Source organism: Paenibacillus sp. FSL R5-0810 (assembly GCF_038002285.1).
Lineage (GTDB): Bacteria > Bacillota > Bacilli > Paenibacillales > Paenibacillaceae > Paenibacillus_AQ > Paenibacillus_AQ lactis.
This window is the reverse complement of sequence record NZ_JBBOCF010000001.1, coordinates 687,737-704,930: the sequence shown is the minus strand read 5'-3', so window position 1 is coordinate 704,930 and position 17,194 is coordinate 687,737. Positions and strand designations below refer to the sequence as shown.

General features: G+C 51.4%; 15 protein-coding genes. 5 read left to right on the top strand and 10 right to left on the bottom strand.

All coding sequences use genetic code 11. The features are described 5' to 3' along the window. Positions 1–19 precede the first annotated feature (19 nt). The 3 genes from MKX76_RS03280 to MKX76_RS03270 all read right to left on the bottom strand — a co-directional run bounded on the left by MKX76_RS03280 (position 20) and on the right by MKX76_RS03270 (position 3,509). Complete coding sequence (locus MKX76_RS03280) at positions 20–883, bottom strand: carbohydrate ABC transporter permease (protein ID WP_251537516.1); 864 nt, start codon at positions 881–883, stop codon at positions 20–22. A 15-nt stretch (positions 884–898) separates the two neighbouring features. Beyond that, a complete protein-coding gene (locus tag MKX76_RS03275; protein ID WP_341032983.1) occupies positions 899–1,822 on the bottom strand; it encodes an ABC transporter permease in 924 nt (307 codons plus the stop codon). A gap of 154 nt (positions 1,823–1,976) precedes the next feature. Next, on the bottom strand, positions 1,977–3,509 hold the full coding sequence (locus MKX76_RS03270; protein WP_341032982.1) for an ABC transporter substrate-binding protein: 1,533 nt from the start codon (positions 3,507–3,509) through the stop codon (positions 1,977–1,979). Between the two features lie 396 nt (positions 3,510–3,905). Here MKX76_RS03270 and MKX76_RS03265 point away from each other — a divergent pair, with 396 nt between their 5' ends. Beyond that, positions 3,906–5,513 carry a YifB family Mg chelatase-like AAA ATPase gene (locus MKX76_RS03265; protein ID WP_341032981.1) on the top strand — a complete coding sequence of 536 codons (1,608 nt, stop codon included), beginning with the start codon at positions 3,906–3,908 and terminating at the stop codon, positions 5,511–5,513. A gap of 239 nt (positions 5,514–5,752) precedes the next feature. Then, on the top strand, positions 5,753–6,109 hold the full coding sequence (locus tag MKX76_RS03260) for a hypothetical protein (protein WP_341032980.1): 357 nt from the start codon (positions 5,753–5,755) through the stop codon (positions 6,107–6,109). 474 nt (positions 6,110–6,583) lie between these two features. On the opposite strand, the gene MKX76_RS03255 is transcribed toward MKX76_RS03260, so the two are convergent. Continuing rightward, complete coding sequence (locus MKX76_RS03255; protein WP_341032978.1) at positions 6,584–7,129, bottom strand: hypothetical protein; 546 nt, start codon at positions 7,127–7,129, stop codon at positions 6,584–6,586. A 286-nt stretch (positions 7,130–7,415) separates the two neighbouring features. Here MKX76_RS03255 and MKX76_RS03250 point away from each other — a divergent pair, with 286 nt between their 5' ends. Together MKX76_RS03250 and MKX76_RS03245 are read left to right on the top strand one after the other, a co-directional pair. After that, complete coding sequence (locus tag MKX76_RS03250) at positions 7,416–9,560, top strand: LuxR C-terminal-related transcriptional regulator (protein ID WP_341032977.1); 2,145 nt, start codon at positions 7,416–7,418, stop codon at positions 9,558–9,560. Positions 9,561–9,626: 66 nt separating this feature from the next. Next, positions 9,627–10,283 (top strand): DUF4386 domain-containing protein, encoded by a 657-nt coding sequence (locus MKX76_RS03245; protein WP_341032976.1) that lies wholly within the window; start codon positions 9,627–9,629, stop codon positions 10,281–10,283. Positions 10,284–10,505: 222 nt separating this feature from the next. On the opposite strand, the gene MKX76_RS03240 is transcribed toward MKX76_RS03245, so the two are convergent. The 5 genes from MKX76_RS03240 to MKX76_RS03220 all read right to left on the bottom strand — a co-directional run bounded on the left by MKX76_RS03240 (position 10,506) and on the right by MKX76_RS03220 (position 14,882). Next, a complete protein-coding gene (locus tag MKX76_RS03240) occupies positions 10,506–11,054 on the bottom strand; it encodes a hypothetical protein (protein WP_341032975.1) in 549 nt (182 codons plus the stop codon). A gap of 395 nt (positions 11,055–11,449) precedes the next feature. Then, entirely contained in the window at positions 11,450–11,827 is a 378-nt protein-coding gene (locus MKX76_RS03235) for a YraN family protein (RefSeq protein ID WP_213617083.1), read from the bottom strand. Next, positions 11,827–12,129: an EscU/YscU/HrcU family type III secretion system export apparatus switch protein gene (locus MKX76_RS03230; protein ID WP_213617085.1), complete on the bottom strand. Its 303-nt coding sequence runs from the start codon at positions 12,127–12,129 to the stop codon at positions 11,827–11,829. The genes MKX76_RS03235 and MKX76_RS03230 overlap by 1 nt, the downstream gene beginning before the upstream one ends. Further along, positions 12,126–14,150: a hypothetical protein gene (locus MKX76_RS03225; RefSeq protein ID WP_341032974.1), complete on the bottom strand. Its 2,025-nt coding sequence runs from the start codon at positions 14,148–14,150 to the stop codon at positions 12,126–12,128. Before MKX76_RS03225 ends, MKX76_RS03230 begins: the two co-directional genes overlap by 4 nt. Positions 14,151–14,234: 84 nt before the next feature. Further along, on the bottom strand, positions 14,235–14,882 hold the full coding sequence (locus MKX76_RS03220; protein WP_260985684.1) for a ribonuclease HII: 648 nt from the start codon (positions 14,880–14,882) through the stop codon (positions 14,235–14,237). Positions 14,883–15,185: 303 nt separating this feature from the next. Between MKX76_RS03220 and MKX76_RS03215 the strand changes: the two genes are divergently transcribed. After that, on the top strand, positions 15,186–16,409 hold the full coding sequence (locus MKX76_RS03215; RefSeq protein WP_251537509.1) for an RNA polymerase sigma factor: 1,224 nt from the start codon (positions 15,186–15,188) through the stop codon (positions 16,407–16,409). Between the two features lie 106 nt (positions 16,410–16,515). On the opposite strand, the gene MKX76_RS03210 is transcribed toward MKX76_RS03215, so the two are convergent. After that, positions 16,516–17,085, bottom strand: a complete 570-nt coding sequence (locus MKX76_RS03210) for a YdcF family protein (RefSeq protein ID WP_144879740.1) — start codon at positions 17,083–17,085, stop codon at positions 16,516–16,518. Positions 17,086–17,194 lie beyond the last annotated feature (109 nt).

The following is a 17,194-nucleotide window of genomic DNA, read 5'->3' as shown; positions in this document are numbered from 1 at the left end:
AGGCGGCCGTGCCGGCCGTTTAACCTTTAACGGAGCCGATCAACGCTCCTTTTACGAAATATTTCTGGATGAACGGGTATACCAGCAGGATCGGCACGGTGGACACCATGATGGTGGCAAATTTCAGACCATCCTCCACGACGACGATATCGCCGACCACCGGGCCGTCGGTTCCCGTGAATTGCCCGGATAGCACGATGTTTCTCAAGATGACCTGAAGCGGCTGCATATCGGCATCCCGCAGATAAAGCAGCGGGCCCATAAAATTATTCCACATGCCGACGGCGTAATACAATCCGATCGTCGCCAGCACCGGCTTGGAAAGCGGCAGCACGATCCGGAAGAAAATACCGACCTCGGATAAGCCGTCGATTTTGCCCGACTCCTCCAGCTCTTGCGGCATTCCCATGAAGAAGGTTCTCATGATCAGCAGGTTCCAGGTGCCGACGGCCCCTGGCAGAACCATGCCCCACACCGTATTGACAAAGCCGAGCTCTTTGACCACAAGAAACGTCGGGATCATTCCGCCGTTAAAAAACATCGTGAACACGATCATCATAAGAATCGGCTTGCCCATAACCATTTTGGTCTTGGACAATGAGTATGCGCCGAGCGCGGTTACCATCAGGGAAATCGCGGTTCCCAGCACGACATAGATGAAGGTATTTTTGTAACCCTTCAGTACCCTTCCATCTTCAAATACATACCGGTACATATCCAAATTAAAGCCTTTTGGCCACAGCCATACGGTGCCTGACGCAATCGCTGCCGAATCGCTGAGCGAGACGGCCAGCATATAAATGAACGGATACAGACATGCGGTTACTACGCCGAGCAAAATCAATGCGTTTAAGACATCGAACCAGTTCCACTTCCATTTCACATTCCATTCCTCCCTCTACCAGATGCTGCTGCCGCTGACCCTGCGGCTGAACCCGTTGGCTGCAATGATGAAGATAAAGCTGATGATTCCGGTAAACAGATCAATTGCCGTGGCGTAACTGTAATTGCCTTGGGTCAAACCGACGCGATAGACATAGGTGGAAATGATGTCAGCGGTTTCATACGTGGCCGGGGTTGCAAGCAAATATACTTTTTCAAAGCCGATCTCGAGAATTTTTCCGATATCCAGAATCAGAATGATGACGATCGCCGGTGCGATTCCGGGAAGCGTTATGTTCAGCGTCTGCTTCCAGCGATTCGCCCCGTCCATGCGTGCGGCTTCGTATAATTGCGGATCAATCGCCGTCAAGGCCGCCAAATAAATAATGGTCCCCCAGCCGATATGCTGCCACACGTCCGTCGTTACATAGATGGTTCTGAACCAGGAGGCCTCCACCAGAAAATTAATGCGTTCAAGACCCAAGGCGCTCAGAAGCTGGTTCACCATCCCTCCGGTAGGCGACAGGAACATGACCGCGATACCCGCCACCACCACATTGGATATGAAATGGGGAAGATAGCTGACGGTCTGGACGAACCGCTTCATGAAGGATCTTCGTACCTCATTGATCAGCAGGGCCAAAATAATCGGAGCCGGAAACCCGAACAACAGCTTATAGAACCCGAGCAGAAACGTATTTCTCAGCACGGGCCAAAAGTCGGGGGTATGAAAGAACATATTGAAATACTTGAAGCCGACCCAATCGCTCTCGGTGATGCCCTTGAACAAATTGTAATCCATGAAGGCGATCGAGACGCCGAAGATGGGAACGTATTTAAAAATGACGTAATACAGAACGCATGGGAGCAGCAATAACAGCAAATATTTATCCCGTTTCACTTTGCGCAGAAAGCCCGGGCGGCGGGATGCTTGCAACATGAAATCCTCCTTCGTAACGCTTGATCAAGCTAAGCTGGGATGGGAAGCGCATGGCTGCCACGGACCTGGCCGGCACCGGCCGCGGCCACAAACGCCACAGCCGGAACGCCGGCCTAGTGGAAGCTGCCCAAGTTAATCCCAACCTTGCGTTTTGCTATTTTCCTTCATTCACGAATTTTTGCGTCCGCTCGTAAGCGCTCTTGTGCACATCCAGCACTTGCTGCACGCCCAGCCGGTTCACCTCGGCCACGTAGGCGTCCCATTCGTCCATCTTTTTCTGTCCCAAAATAAATTTTGCTATTTGCTCTTCATGGTACTTCTTGACGGTTTCTCCCACCATGCTAAGCACTTCATTCTCTTCATTGGTATAGGCCAGCCTCGGCTGCGGTTTCGTTTCATGCTCCGGCGCGATTTTCATAGCTGCCTGCATTTTGGGTGAATACATCGATTCAAATGCGCTCATATCCAGCACCGTATGGGCGCCGATGGTGGCAATGCCCGTCTTCGTACGCAAGTCGCCGAATTCTTTGTAGTCGTCTTTAAACTTACGGACGCCGTTCTGGGTCGTGTAGGTTTCCCCTTCTTTCCCCCAGGTAGCCAGCTCGATTCCTTCCGGCGAGTACAGGAAATCCAAATACTGCAGCAGCGTATCCCGCTCCTTCGAATTGGCCGCTACGGCGAACCCGTCGGTCTGGAGTCCTGCAAACACGTTGTGGGATTTACCGTCCGGCGTTCCGACAGGCGGCAACATGTAATCGAGGCTGAACTCGGATGCCTTGTCGCCCAGCATGAGCGGCAGCTCGTCCATAATGCCGATATAATCGCTTGCGATAAACGCTTTATTCTGAAGAAGCAGATCGTTAAACTGCTTGCGCTTATGCGCCATGAAATCCGGTGCGATCAAGCCCTCGGTATAAAACTTGTTCATGTACTCGACCATGATCCGATAATTGTCCTCCGTCGGTCCGTAGCGCCATTCTTCCTTCTCGTAATCGTAATAATAGCTGCTGCTCGTATTAAACGCCGGCGCCATGTTGACCAGTGGGCTTAAACCGTTGAACACGGCGATCGGGAAGCTGTCCGGATACAGCTCTTTCAGTTTTTTGGCAACCGTATAGAGCTCGTCATAGGTAGTAGGCGGGGTCAAATTATGCTTTTTGAAAATATCATCCCGGTACAGCCAGGATCGCCTGGACTGCTGTTCGAGCCCATACAGCGGCATAAAATAGTTTTTTCCCTCCGGAGACAGGATCGCTGCCTTGACCTCCGGGTGATCCTCGAGAAACTTCTTGTAATTCGGCATCTTGTCCAAATGCTCGAAATAATCGACGAACGCTCCGCTGGCACCATGGGTATTCGCGGCGTTCAGGCTGTTGACCATCATCAAATCGGGAATTTCGCCGGATGAAATCGCCAGATTCATCGTCGTTGTATAATCGCTCATGACAGGCTGAACTTTAAACGAAATACCGGTTGCTTCCTTCAAATATTGATAAATCGGCCAATTTTCTTTATAGGGCCAGTTCGTATGGGAGAAGGTCATCATGTCCAGCGTAATCTCCTTCGTCCCGAGCGATCCTGCATTTCCCTCCTTTCCTGCTTCACCTTTCGCGCAGCCGCTCAGCAATGCACCGGTCAGTACCGCGGCGAGTGCGACCCTCCCCCATTTCCGGTTCCAAAATTTCATGTAACCCTCTCCTTCATTTCATATGATCTGCCACGCTCGCCCCCGCCACCATTTCAGCTTGCAGCTTGGGGCGTTCGTTTACGAGCTTGATTCTATCCGCTGTTTCTCTATTCTGGCTACTTACATTCTTTCCTCTTGTTGCCCGAACCTGCGATTCTGAAAAAGTGGCAATGATCTGAAATCCGGTCAACTCATCGTCGGCAGCCCGCTTCACGACTGGATTCTTTAGACCAATCCGCCTTCATCGAGGAGCTTCTGAATTGACATGTGCCAGGTAAACTTTTACAATACGGACTATACTCGATTGACGAAAATGAGGAAGCACCCTTTTCGTGTGTGCATGATGACCGCACATTGTCATTTACCTAATACGCGAAAGTGAGGTGCTTCTTATTTATGTATGGAAAGCTGCACAGCTCCTGCCTGCACGGCATCGACGGCGTCGTTATTCAGGTGGAAGTCGATCTGGCCAACGGACTTCCGCAAACCAGCATTATCGGACTTCCGGATTCCTCCATCCGTGAATCGGTGGAACGAGTCCGGGCCGCGATCAAAAACTGCGGGTTCGAATATCCTTTGAAGCGGATCACGATTAATCTCGCTCCGGCTGATCTTCGTAAAGAAGGCTCCTCCTTTGACCTGGCTGTTGCCCTCGGCATATTAATCACTAGTGAACAGCTGGAGTTCAAGGATGCCGCCTCGCTCTTAATCATCGGCGAGCTGGCGCTAGACGGAGCGCTTAGACCCGTAACCGGCGTGCTGCCGATGGTAGAGCAGGCGAAGCGGGACGGCTTCCGCGGCGTTCTCTTACCGATGGAGAACGTGCAAGAAGCCTCCTTAATCGGCGGCATCGAGGTGTACGGCTTGCCGCATTTGAAGGAGCTCGCCGGGGATGATGGGCCAATGCGGTCAAACCCTTCCCGCGCCTCGAAGCTCCCGAGCGCAGCCGTTTCGCTCTCGCGGCTCCGGTATACCGGGCGTTTAGAACACTCGAACGAGGCGGCTGACCGGAGCCGGGAGGAGCCGCTGGAGGATTACAAGGATGTGCTCGGCCACCAGCATATCAAGCGGGCGCTCACCATCGCGGCGGCAGGCATGCATAATATTATGCTGATCGGGCCGCCCGGCACCGGAAAGACGATGCTCATGAAGCGTCTGCCAACCATCCTTCCTCCGCTAGCGGAGGAGGAAGCCCTGACGACTACGAAAATTTTCAGCGCTGCCGGTAAGCTGAAGAAGACTGAGGGCCTCATGACGAAGCGACCGTTTCGCTCTCCCCATCATACGATATCCGCCGCCGGGCTTATCGGAGGCGGAACGATCCCAAAGCCCGGCGAGGTCAGTCTTGCCCACAAAGGCATTCTGTTCCTCGATGAGCTGCCCGAGTTCTCCCGGCATGTGCTGGAGGTTCTCCGCCAGCCGCTCGAGGATCGGGAGGTGACGATCAGCCGGGCGCGGGCCGTATTTACCTTTCCCGCGCATTTTATGCTCGCTTGCTCGATGAATCCGTGTCCGTGCGGCTATTACGGCAGCGACCATCCGGCACAGCAATGCACCTGCAGCGTGGCGAGGATCGCCCAATACCGCGCGCGGATATCCGGCCCCTTAATGGACCGGATCGATCTGCAGGTTGACGTGCCAAGGCCCAAAGAATGGCCGGGAAGCACGCCGCCGCTGTCCTCGAAGGCGATGCGCGACCAGGTTTATGCCGCCCAGACCATTCAGCTGGAGCGATACCGCCGCCTTCCGATCCGCTGGAACAGCGAATTGTTCGGCAGCTATTTAAGAACCCACGCTGCACTCGATAAAGCTTCAGCGGAGCTTCTCCAAGTAACGCTCGATTCCCTGGGGTTCAGCATGCGGGCATATGACCGGATATTGAAGCTGGCACGGACGATTGCGGATCTGGAGGCTTCCGCCGACATCCAGAGCCGCCATGTTGCCGAAGCCATTCAATACCGCCAGCTGGATCGGCAGTACATCGTTACGGAGGAGCCGGGCTGAGGGTGTATGACAACCAATTAAAGCCCTGCCCAATGACCTGGATGGTGGTTGATTCTGATGAATTGTTCTAACAATCAGAAATTTCAATAGAGTATGGCCTCAAACGGGTAAGTTCCGAAGGAGTCTCTATAAATCGTATAGGTTCAAAAGCATGTATGTTGGCGATACTTTAACTTCATATACATATAGAACTCTCATGGCCCAATGCACTTTGGAGCTAGTTTATATTTGGAGGAATTATGAAGAACAAACGGTCAATCATGTTAATCCTATTCTTTTTAGTTCTGGTTGGATGCTCTTCTTCCGCGGGAAGTTTCCCGTCGAATAACATGATCAAAATAAAAAAAGAGGTATACATTGCAAGCAATGACAAAATTCCTAAGGATGAATTAGCGGATCAAATAGGCGAGATAGAAGTATCCTCTACAGATGTAAGCGATCATGATGATGATCATATAATAAGCTCCAACTCCTATGAAGCAGGAACTAAACTATACAAAATTAAAGATAAGAACCATATGGATATGATTGCTGTAGAAGAGTCCGAAGAACAATATGTGATCGCTTATCATACCAAGTATAAAAAGAGTAAGTAAAAGAAAAAATGCCCCTCTTAAGGATAAATTCCTTTGTGGGGCATTGTTCACTCTCTTTGTGCCAATTGATCCTTGTCGAGTCAAGGAGATCCTACTGACAATGTATTCTATTATAGCATTATCGGACTTCCAGACTCCTCCATTGTGAATCGTTGGAACAAGATCGGACTGCGATCAAAAACTGATGGGTCGGAGTATCCCTTGAGTTAATCACGATTAATCTCGCTCCGGCAGATCTTCGCAAGGAGGGCCCCCTCCTCTGAACAGGCCGTCGCCCTCGCAAAGGGCTGCCAAAAATATTCCGAATATCAAGGTGTGAGTTGAACTACATGTGGAAAGTGAAGCAATATCAATACCATTAGCGAAGATTAGTCGTACTTATGAGAGAATTCTCAATCCCCTAGTTAGTTGAAGAACATAGTAAGACCCTGCGAATGTTAAAGTGCAGGGTCTTAACTCTTTCAACTTTTTTATTTACATTTTAATCAGTTTCTGTATCCATTTAATCGTAATTTCATCTTTGACTTCTCTACTTAAATCGGAAGGAAATTGCAAATATTGCTCGTCCTCAGGCATTTTATGCAGCTGACTATGCACGATAGGATCAGCATTACTGTCAGCAGAATAATATTGAGGAAAGCGGTAATCTTGTCCATCTAGTGATCGATAAACATAAAAATTAAACTCGATCCCATCCACTACGCAAAATGCATGGCCTTGAATTCGAGGGTCACACCATACATGAGTCCCTTTTAGCTTTTTCAATGATAGTAAAAAGCCGTCCTTCTGGGCTTCCGTAATATGAAAATCATCCAAATAATACTTTGATGAAATGCGATCAAAGTTCGTATCAATTATCTGGTAGTTTAGAATCACTTCTGCCCCTTTATGAAGAACGGGGTTAAAATAATCCTTCTGGATCCCGCCCTTATATTTTGATAATCGGCTCTTTACCAAGTAATCGATATTACTATGGTCTAAATTACGACCAAACGTTAATAAAAATCGTCGTTTTTCCAATTTTACTCTGACCCCCACTTTGAAGTGAATTATGGTATAAATCAATATTTCCTTTATGGTCGTCCCAACTATCTTTTGTATGATAGTGTCATCGAGTATGAATTCTAGATTGGGAAGTGAAAACATCTAGCCTCAAACTTTCCCTGTCAACCGCCTCAGCTACCTGAGACCGAGTTGTCCGAATATTCTCCCGCAGTTTCCCGATCACTTGTCTTATTTCTTGAGGATTCTGCACGAAACGATTTACCCCATTGATGGTAAAAATCGTTTGGAGTAGTATGAAGCTATGAGTACACCTAATATAACCAAATTTTATATCCCCACGCCTCGGCCGCATGCGGTTTTCCGGCGGCGATTGACCGAGAGGCTCAGCAAGGGGTGTTACCGCAAGTTAACCTTGATCTCCGCACCCGCGGGCTATGGCAAAACGACGTTAGTCAGCGAATGGCTCAACAGCTGCGGGCGGGCGGCCGCATGGATATCGCTCGAAGAAGGGGACAGCGAACTTACACGCTTTTTGACCTGTTGGATTACTTCATTACAGACACTTAAGGAGAATATAGGGGAAGGCATACTTGCTGTGCTTCAAACTCCCCAACCGCCGCCGACCGAGTGGATCCTGACCGCTCTCCTTCATGAAATCTCTGCGATTTCATCTCCGTTCATCCTTGTTCTAGACGATTATCACGCAGTGAAATCGGAAACGGTCGATGCTGCTTTGCTCTTCATGCTGAACCATTTTCCCTCACAAATGCATCTTGTCATAACCACCCGCGAAGACCCAAACATCCCGCTGGCTCGATTTCGGGTTCGGGACCAATTGAACGAGCTGCGTGCAGCCGATTTAAGATTTACGTTCTCCGAATCCGAGGATTTTTTGAACAATGGCATGAGCCTTGAATTATCCGGGGATCAAATAGCCTCATTGGAATCGCGTACCGAAGGCTGGATAGCCGGTCTGCATCTGGCAGCGCTCTCCATCCAGGGAGATCGTGACGCCGTTCAGCTCATTCCGTCTTTTAACGGCCGCCATCATTTCGTCCTCGATTATCTGGTAGAAGAAGTCCTGGATCGGCAGCCGATGGCCGTTCAAGCCTTTTTGCTGCGCACATCCATCCTCGAGCGGCTCTGCGGGTCTTTATGTGACGATGTCATGTTCGATGAGTCGGTTTCCAGTAATAAAACATTATTGGAGCTTGAGCGCAAGAATCTGTTCGTCGTGCCGTTGGATCATGAACGACGATGGTATCGCTATCATCATTTGTTTGCCGATTTACTCCGCAAAAGGCTGCAGGAAAGTCTTGAGGAGAGCCATATTGCGGAATTGCATAGACGAGCGAGTGCCTGGTACGAACACAATGGCTACGAAATCGAAGCATTCCGCCACGCCGTGGAATCCAACGACATGGATCGCGCCGCATTGCTGCTCGAAGGCAATGGAATGCCGCTGCATCTTCGCGGGGCTGCGAGCATTTCCTTGAACTGGCTGGCGTCATTGCCTGCTGCCGAATTGAACGCCAGACCTGCATTGTGGGTGATGTATGGTTCAGCGTTGCTGATCACGGGCAAGCTGACAGGCGTTGAGCACAAGCTGGCTGCAGCAGAGGCGGCTTTGGCAGGTGCCGAAGAAGACGTCCGTGTCAGGGATCTGATCGGAGTGATTGCCGCCACTCGAGCGACATTGGCATCATTGGTGTTGGCCGGCAGCCCTTCCGATGAGGTCAACAAATTAAGGAAAGCCGAAACGGCGATGCAAATTACACGGCCAGACGATAAGACGAATGATCTTGTCGAGCTGATTGCACCCGCAAGGGATGCCGGGGTAAGTGAACATCAAGAAATCGACCATGCAATCGACCAAGTAATTGTTCAGGCACGCCGTGCACTCTCTTATCTGCGACCGGATAATCTTCCCGTGCGGACGGCAGCCGCTTGGATGCTGGGCGTCGCCAGCCAGCGGCGCGGAGTTTATTCCGACGCTCGTGACGCCTATAACGAAGTCATATCGAACAGCCGAATGATGGGGCATCAGCTGATGGCAGTAATCGCCATCACGGGACTAGGGCAAATCGAGGAAGCTGAACATCGAACCCGCACAGCGGCGGAATATTACGAAGAGGCTCTGCGATTGGGCGGAGATTTGCCACTTCCGGCTCTTCGTGAAGCGCAGCGTGGACTAGCACGAATGCGCAAAAATGCAGTGACGAGCAGCCTCATTGAGCCGCTCAGTCAGCGGGAGCTCGAAGTGCTTGGGCTCATTGCAAAGGGGCTTTCAAACAAGGAAATCGGCGAGAAACTCTTTTTGGCCTTGGACACGGTCAAAGGGCATAATCGCAGGATTTTTGAAAAACTCCAGGTGCAAAGACGAACGGAAGCAATCGCGCGAGCCGCTGAATTGAATCTGCTCCCGAACCACCGAGAACCACACTAAAGTGTCTACAGGCACCACTCCTCTTGGAGCTATACTGCATATAAAATGAGCCAAGGGGAGATCAACATGAAAAGAATGGCAAAGGTTGCAGGGGCTTTGTTTCTAGTATCGACGTGTGCTTACATGATCGGGAGCGGAATTTTGGATCCTGTGCTGCATCGCCCGGATTTTCTTACGCATCTGTATTCCGACCGAATAAATGTGGTCATGGGCTCGTTGTTGGAATTGATCAACGCCGTAGCGGTTATGGGGATTGCCATGCTTCTGTACCCCATTTTAAAGAAGCATAACGAACCGTTTGCGCTCGGATACTTCGGATCCCGAATCGTTGAGTCTGTGCTGCTGATCATAAGTACAGTCGCTCCGTTTATACTTATTGCACTGAGTCATCATTCCATTTCGGCAGGTACGTCCATGCATCCTTACTTTGAAACGATAGGCAATGTATTGCTAGAAGCGCATTCTATGCTCTTTCAAATAGCCATGATCGTACTGAGCTTGGGCAGCTTGCTGCTTTGTCATGTCCTCTATCGATCGAGGCTGGTGCCGCGGTTTTTGTCAGTCATCGGTTTCATCGGGTATGCCGCCTTGTTGGCCAGCAGCTGTCTGGCGATCATCGGTCAAGACATCGGACCCGTTCTGTACGTTCCAGGGGCCATATTTGAAATCGTTTTTCCCATTTGGATCATGATTAAAGGATTTCGTCTTCATGCGGCGCATTAGTAATGAAGGGGATTGCGAAGAAAAAGAACATGGAGCTCGAATAGGATTTTGACTCAGAGACGAGTGCTTTGAACAAACAAGCAAGGATCGAAATCCCGCTCATCTAGAGTCGTGGACCCCGCCGGTGAAGATTCAACTCCGTAAACATGACAAAGAAGTCATGCTTGGAATAAAGCCCCCTGCACTACCGGGAGGTTTTGCAGGGCCTTACTCATCTACTATTTACTTCATGCTAATCAGTACGTTAATCCATCTGATCGTTATTTCATCCTTGACCTCGCGACTCCAATCGGAAGGAAACTGCAAATATTGTTCTTCTTCAGGCATTTTATGCAGTTGACGATGCACAATAGGATCAGCATTTTCATCATCACTGTAATATTGGGGAAACCGGTATTCTTGTCCTTCCAGTGATCGATAGACATAAAAACTGTACTCGATTTCGTCCACTACACAAAAGGCATGGCCTTGTACTCTCGGATCGCACCAGACATGGGTCCCCTTTAGCTTTTTCAAAGTAAGCAGGAACCCGTTCTTCTGCGCTTCCGTAACATGATAGTCATCCAAATAATATTTAGATGAGATTCGGTCAAAGTTCGTATCGATGATCTGGTAGTTGAGAATCACGTCGGCCCCCTTATGAAGAATGGGGTTAAAATAATCCTTCTGGATCCCGCCCTTATACTTGGATAATCGGCTCTTTACCAAGTAGTCGATATTACTGTGATCCAAATTCCGGCCAAAGGTTAAAAGAAATCGTCGCTTTTCCACTTTTACTCCAATCCCCATTTTTGGAATCAAATTATACAACCTATCATTTTTACCCACTTTGTGATTACGGCTTTAAGTATAACAGGACCAATCATCTAAACAATAGGTCAAATTGCAGGTGAAAGGTCGCTTTGGATTCACATTAACGATAGCGGGAGCATGAAAAAGGTCCATTCCATTTGCAGCTTTCACCCTAAAAAAGGGCAATGGCTGAGCCGCATATCGGATCATTCCTATGCTCTCCATGCTCTCCGAGGCTTCTCCAGGAAAACGCTGATCCATTCCAGAGGTTGAAGGCTGTTGGATACAGTACGTAGATTTGAGCAAGCCAAAAAGGTGATCGGGTTTCCCCACCCACCACCTTCTCTTTCATTATCTCGTTCGGCCACGGTCCCTTAAAACGCATCCGGAATATGCTCCAGCGCATCTACCGTCATATCGTCGCGAAGCAGGATCGAAATGACATCAAAACGAACCGGGGAGTCATGCAGCCTTTTGGAATGGACATACTGCTGCGCGGTATTTCGAACCTGCACAATTTTACGGGCATTCACGGACTCGGACGGCATTCCAAAGCCCGGCGCTCCACTTCGGCTGCGCACTTCAATAAAGATAAGCGCACCTTTCCATTCGGCAACGATATCCAGTTCGCCGAATCGGCATCGCCAATTCCGGTCCAGCACCCGATAGCCCTTCTCCTGCAGCCAGATGGCCGCGGCTTCCTCGGCGGCTGCTCCCTTTTGCCTTCGGTTGTCCTTTCCCGCCTGCGGCATTATGGCATTCCCCCTTCCCCGGCTTGTCGATCCGCCCGATATATATAGGTCAGCACTTCTGCCACCAGTTGATACAGCTCCGGCGGAATCTGTTGATCCAAATCCAGCTTCGACAAAATTTCAACCAACGCCGCGTCTTCCTGTACCGGCACGCCATGCTCTTTTGCCTTCTCAAGGATCGATTCTGCCAGCTTGCCCTGTCCTTTGGCTACGACAACCGGCGCATCGCTCTCTCCGGGCGTATATTTAAGGGCGACGGCTTTCTTTCTTGCCGTGATAAGCCCATTTTGCTGCTCGTTCATATCCGCATGTCCACCCCTTTATAGGTCTGCGGCATATAATCCGCAGCGGTGCCCTGCACCGCCTGTTCGCCGATCTGCTGCGGTCCTTCCGGCATCGGCTCGGTCTTGACGCTCAGCAGCTGATAGCCGATCGAAGCGATGCCCGAGGCAAGCTCCTGCCTCATGGCCTGGAACAGCTCTGCGGTCCATTCCTGATTATTCCGGAAGCTCAAGCTGACGATCCGGTCAACAACCTGCACATCGATCAAGGTATGACCCAGATGCTTCATATCCAGATCAAACAGCAGCCGGCAGTTGGTTGCATCCAGTTCTCCTTTGCGCCCCCTGCGCGACTGGATATGGACGGATGCGGTCTGCTCGCCTCCCGGCCCGTGCAGGGGAATGAACATCGTGACTTGCGCAAACGGAGCCGTCCTGTCCGTATTCAGCAGAAGCTGCTGCCCCGTCAAATGCTGTACGATTTGTTGGGCCGCTTCTTTGAGTGCAGGCGGGGCATCCGGACTAGCGATCACCTGCAGCAGCACCCCTTTCAGCGAATCCTGCAGAGCCGCTGGCGATTCGCCGGCCGCTCCGGCTGCAGCGATCCCGGATGCGGGCGGCTGCAGCTGCGGAGATGCCTGTACCCTATTAGAGGCCGGCCCCTGACCGTTCACGCCTGGCGCCGGGGCTTGCGATGCGGCCGGGTGGCTTGCAGGGGCCAAGCCGACGCCGCCGCTGTCCGGCCGGGCTGCCGAGGGCGATGCTGCCGCGCTAGCAGCAGCAGGTGCCTGCCCGCCTGGAGCAGCGGCAGCAAGCCCCCCGGTGCCGGGGGCTTGCCCGGCCACGGCGCCTGCGGGGGCTTGCCCGGCCACGGCGCCGGCGGCAGGGCCGGCCGCCCCGGCGGACCCGCCTGCGGCCGGGCCGCCGCTTCCGGGCAGCGCTGCCGCCTGCTGCCCGCCGGGCTGCGCGGCGCTCGCTGCGCGCGCCGCCTCTCCCGCGGGGCTGCTGCCTGCCCCGCGCAGGGCCTGCTGCTCGTGCTCCGCACCGAGCAGCTTCAACAGCCGCCCCACCCATGGCTCCGCGCCAGGGGTGGGCGGCTTTGGCGAAGGGCCTGCGGCCCCTTCGCCCGGCGCTGCCGCCGTTGCCGCAGGCGCGGCGGCATGGCCTGCGGCCGGCGCGCCTGCGGGCTGCGCCGCGTGAGCCGGCAGCTGCGCAAGCTCGCCGCGCAGCTGGTGCAGCAGGCTCTGCAGCTTCGTCAGCAGAGCCTGCGGGCCGGCAGCCTGCGTTTGCCCGGCTGGCACTCCGCTGCCCGCCGCACTGCCCTGGGCGGCCCCGGCTTGCGCGCTCGGCGCTGGTTCCGGCCCTTGGGTATGGCTTGGCATTGCTGCAGGCGGAGCCGCCAGAGGGCTGCTTCCTGCTCCGGCCGGCCCTCCGGCTGCGGTCCCCCCCTGCAGCGCATGCGCAAGCTCCCCTTCGAGGCTTTGCAGCAGCTGATGCAGCTGCGGGCCGAACACCGCCTGATGCAGTCCTCTCACACTCTCCGCGGTAACCGGCAGCCCGCGGTGGAACGCAATTGCCGCCGATTCCGCCCATTCCGCGGCGGGCACTTGGGGAGGCTTAGCCATCATGGCTTCTTTAAACGAAGCGATATGCTCCTTGGTCAATGGGACTCCCGCTTGCTGCATGCTGCGGATCATTTCCCGGTTCTCTTTCGTATCCGGGAGTCCGGCGAATTCCAATACCTCCGACATAGACGATGGCGACAACGGCTGGCCGGGCATTTGAGATAACGGTTTAAGAACCGCGGTTCCCCCTTCACCCGGCGGCTGGACCTGAAGCAGCGCCGTTTCGCCGGCACGCAGCGGAGTCTCCAGCTTGGCCTTCACCTGCACCCCTTGAATTTGTACGACGGCTTCCTGCCCGTCTTCCGATACATTCATTACAACTCCGCGAACGACCTGACCCGGTTTCAGCTCCAGCGCCTTGACGTCTCCCGGCTTCTGCTCTCCCAGCAGCCCGCGTATCAACGATCCGATGTTCACGATGGTTCCTCCAAACGTTCCTTTTCCTATTTATATCGGCAGCAGCCCGCCTTTTGACAAGGGCGGGCTGCTAGCGGGATAAAGTTAGAACAGCGATAATTGCTCGATCTCCATATTTTTCAGAAAGCTTCTTCGGTGCATCGGCGTAGGTCCGTGCAGCTGCAGCTGCTCCCGGTGCGTCTTCGTGGCATAACCTTTATGTACGGCAATCCCGTATCCGGGGTACTGTGCCTCCCATTCCCCTTCGCATAACCGATCGCGGGTCACCTTGGCGATGATCGAAGCCGCCGCAATCGACTGGCTGTTCGCATCTCCCTTGATGATCGCCTGCTGCGGGATATCGCAATCGACCCGTTCGGCATCGACAAGCAGGAACTCGGGAGTGACAACAAGCTGATCCAAGGCCATTTTCATCGCGAGCCGGGCGGCCTGCTTAATATTAATACGATCGATCGTCTCGGCATCCACTCTCCCGATGCCTACGGCCAGCGCCTGGTCCATGATCTGTTCATAGAGGGCATCCCGCTTCTTCGCGCTCAGCTTCTTAGAATCATTGATCCCCTCAATCACAAGACCCTCCGGCAAAATAACGGCAGCAGCGACAACATCTCCGAACAAACAGCCGCGCCCGACCTCATCAACACCTGCAATATGTAAATAACGGGGCCAATACTCCCGCTCGTACATCAATAAATCTGTCATTTGCGATAGCTCCTTAGTACTCCTATACAAAGCATGATGGCTTCACTTTAGCTTGAGGATTATTTTCTCGCTTTCTAGCAGTTTCGTACGAGATCGATCTCCCCTTTTACTAGAGTATCACATCCCTAGGCCAGCGTCATCCCATCCGATTGGATCGATCACCTTGGTTCGACTGGTTTTACCATCCTTCCATCTTGACATATCTTCTGATCGTGTCATGATTCAGGCAATGAAGGATAGGAACGATGTATTCATATATTTTTTTGCAAGTACGTGGCTTTTTGGTTCTCTTCGGTGTCTAATTCATTGTAAATCAAGAGGAGGTTCTATAAAATGTCAGGAGCTCAGGACACCAAGTCTGTTTATCCGGATAAGCAGGCTAGCATTACAAGCTTTGAAAGCACGTATAAGCTGTATCGTCAAAGAATCCGCACCTACTTTTCGGTGAAATTGAACCCCATGGCCGCGGATGATTTGACGCAGCAGGTCTTTTTGAAGGCTGTCGAAAATTTTCACAACTTTAGAGCCGGCTCTAATGTATTCACATGGATCTTCAAGATTGCCCAGAATACGTTAAAAAACGAATATCGGAGACTGTCGCGCAAAAAAGAAGCTCCATTCGATTTTACGGCTTTCGAATCACAATCGATCTCCCTTGAATTTACGAAATATGTTGATTTTCGGATTGATATTGGAGCCGCGCTTAAAGCATGTAATGAGCTCGACCAAGAAATCATTGCATTACGCTTTTTTGTGGACTGCACGCTGCCTGAAATCGCCAAGATCGTTGGCATGCGTGAAAGCGCGGTGAAGAACAGATTGTACCGCTCTCTGGAAAAACTAAGGAAAGAACTGAAAGAATGGGGGGACATCACCATCATGTCGATTCAAGATTTTATTTCCATTGTCAATAAGGGTGACGGCGAGGGGACGCACCAGCGTCTGAATAAGGTGCATCATGACTTGTTCGTTGAACTCGGGAACCATGTTGAACGAGTCTCGTCGAAATACCATCACGATCCATTGCGAAAAGTAATCATTGAAATATACCCCGATCTGCCAACCTTCCATCGGGCAGTAGGAGAAGCCGATGCGCCGAATTGGTTTATGGGCACTTATGAGGGGAATATTCTTAAAATCGTATCTCCGTTGAACCCGGGACCCAAGCATACGTATCAATCTATCTTGAAAAGTACCGTCCACTTGTTCACCATGTGGTTAATCAGTGAAATCAATCCCTCGGTTCCTAAATGGATACGGCAGGGGATCGGCGGGTATGAAGCCAAACAGATGACTGAAGACTTTATCAAAGGCTCGACAGAAGATGCGATCCGCAATCTGGAGATCCCTTCTTTTGATGAATTGAATAACGATACCTGGGACTTCGAAACGATGAAAGGATTTCAGTTCTCCTATAGGTTCGTGGAATTTGTGATTGAGCAATATGGAATCGATACGTTAAACGAAGTGATCCGTAATCCTCATGATTTTAACCGGATCTTCCAATGCTCCGAGCTTGAATTGCATCAGAGGATGGTTGATTATTTAAAAAGATAAACGGTATTCGAACACAAAAAGCCCGGCAATGTACCGGGCTTTTTGCTCTTCGATTCTCGAAACGGGGCATCCATTTCCCCTTGACCGTTTGCCGATCGTTGAACTTCTAACTGTTGCTTCTACTCGACCCCAGTCGGTATATAGCCGGTCTGAAATACTTCCCTACTTTTTCAAGCTCGTTCATTACGTATTTGATTTTTTCTTCATCTTGATGCCAGTTGTCTTTAGAAGTCCCCGTCTTGTCGATCACTGGGCTTACATAAAAAACCGTCTCGCTTGGAAATACAAATTGATAGGTTAAAAGCGCTCTTCGAGCATGGTAGTTTTTACAGACCAGTACTACCTTCCTGGGATGAATGCCATGTTGCTGCAATACTTCCAGTGACAAGCGCGCATTTTCAAAGGTGTTCGCTGCTTTATCTTCCTTCAGGATGGATTCTGGAGGAACGCCTAGTGAAACTCCAACATTTCTCAGAAACTCCCATTCCGTTGTTTCGACATGCGGCGTGGAGCCGCCAGAAGGCAGGATACATGGAGCGATGCCCTGATGAAATAACATTGCAGCCCTTTCCATAAGTTGAGGATGGCTGGCACCTGGTATTAAAATAACATCGGATTGGTCCACCTCTGATTCAAAAAACATGAAGTCGCTAATACAGTCGAATGGAAATGGCATCATAGCCCCTCCTGTCATTGGCTGCGTATTTTCCCCGTTTAGATTAACTAGTAAACGTTCGAAACGGCCCTGATTTATATTCGTTCCTTACAGGATACCGAAGGGAGTA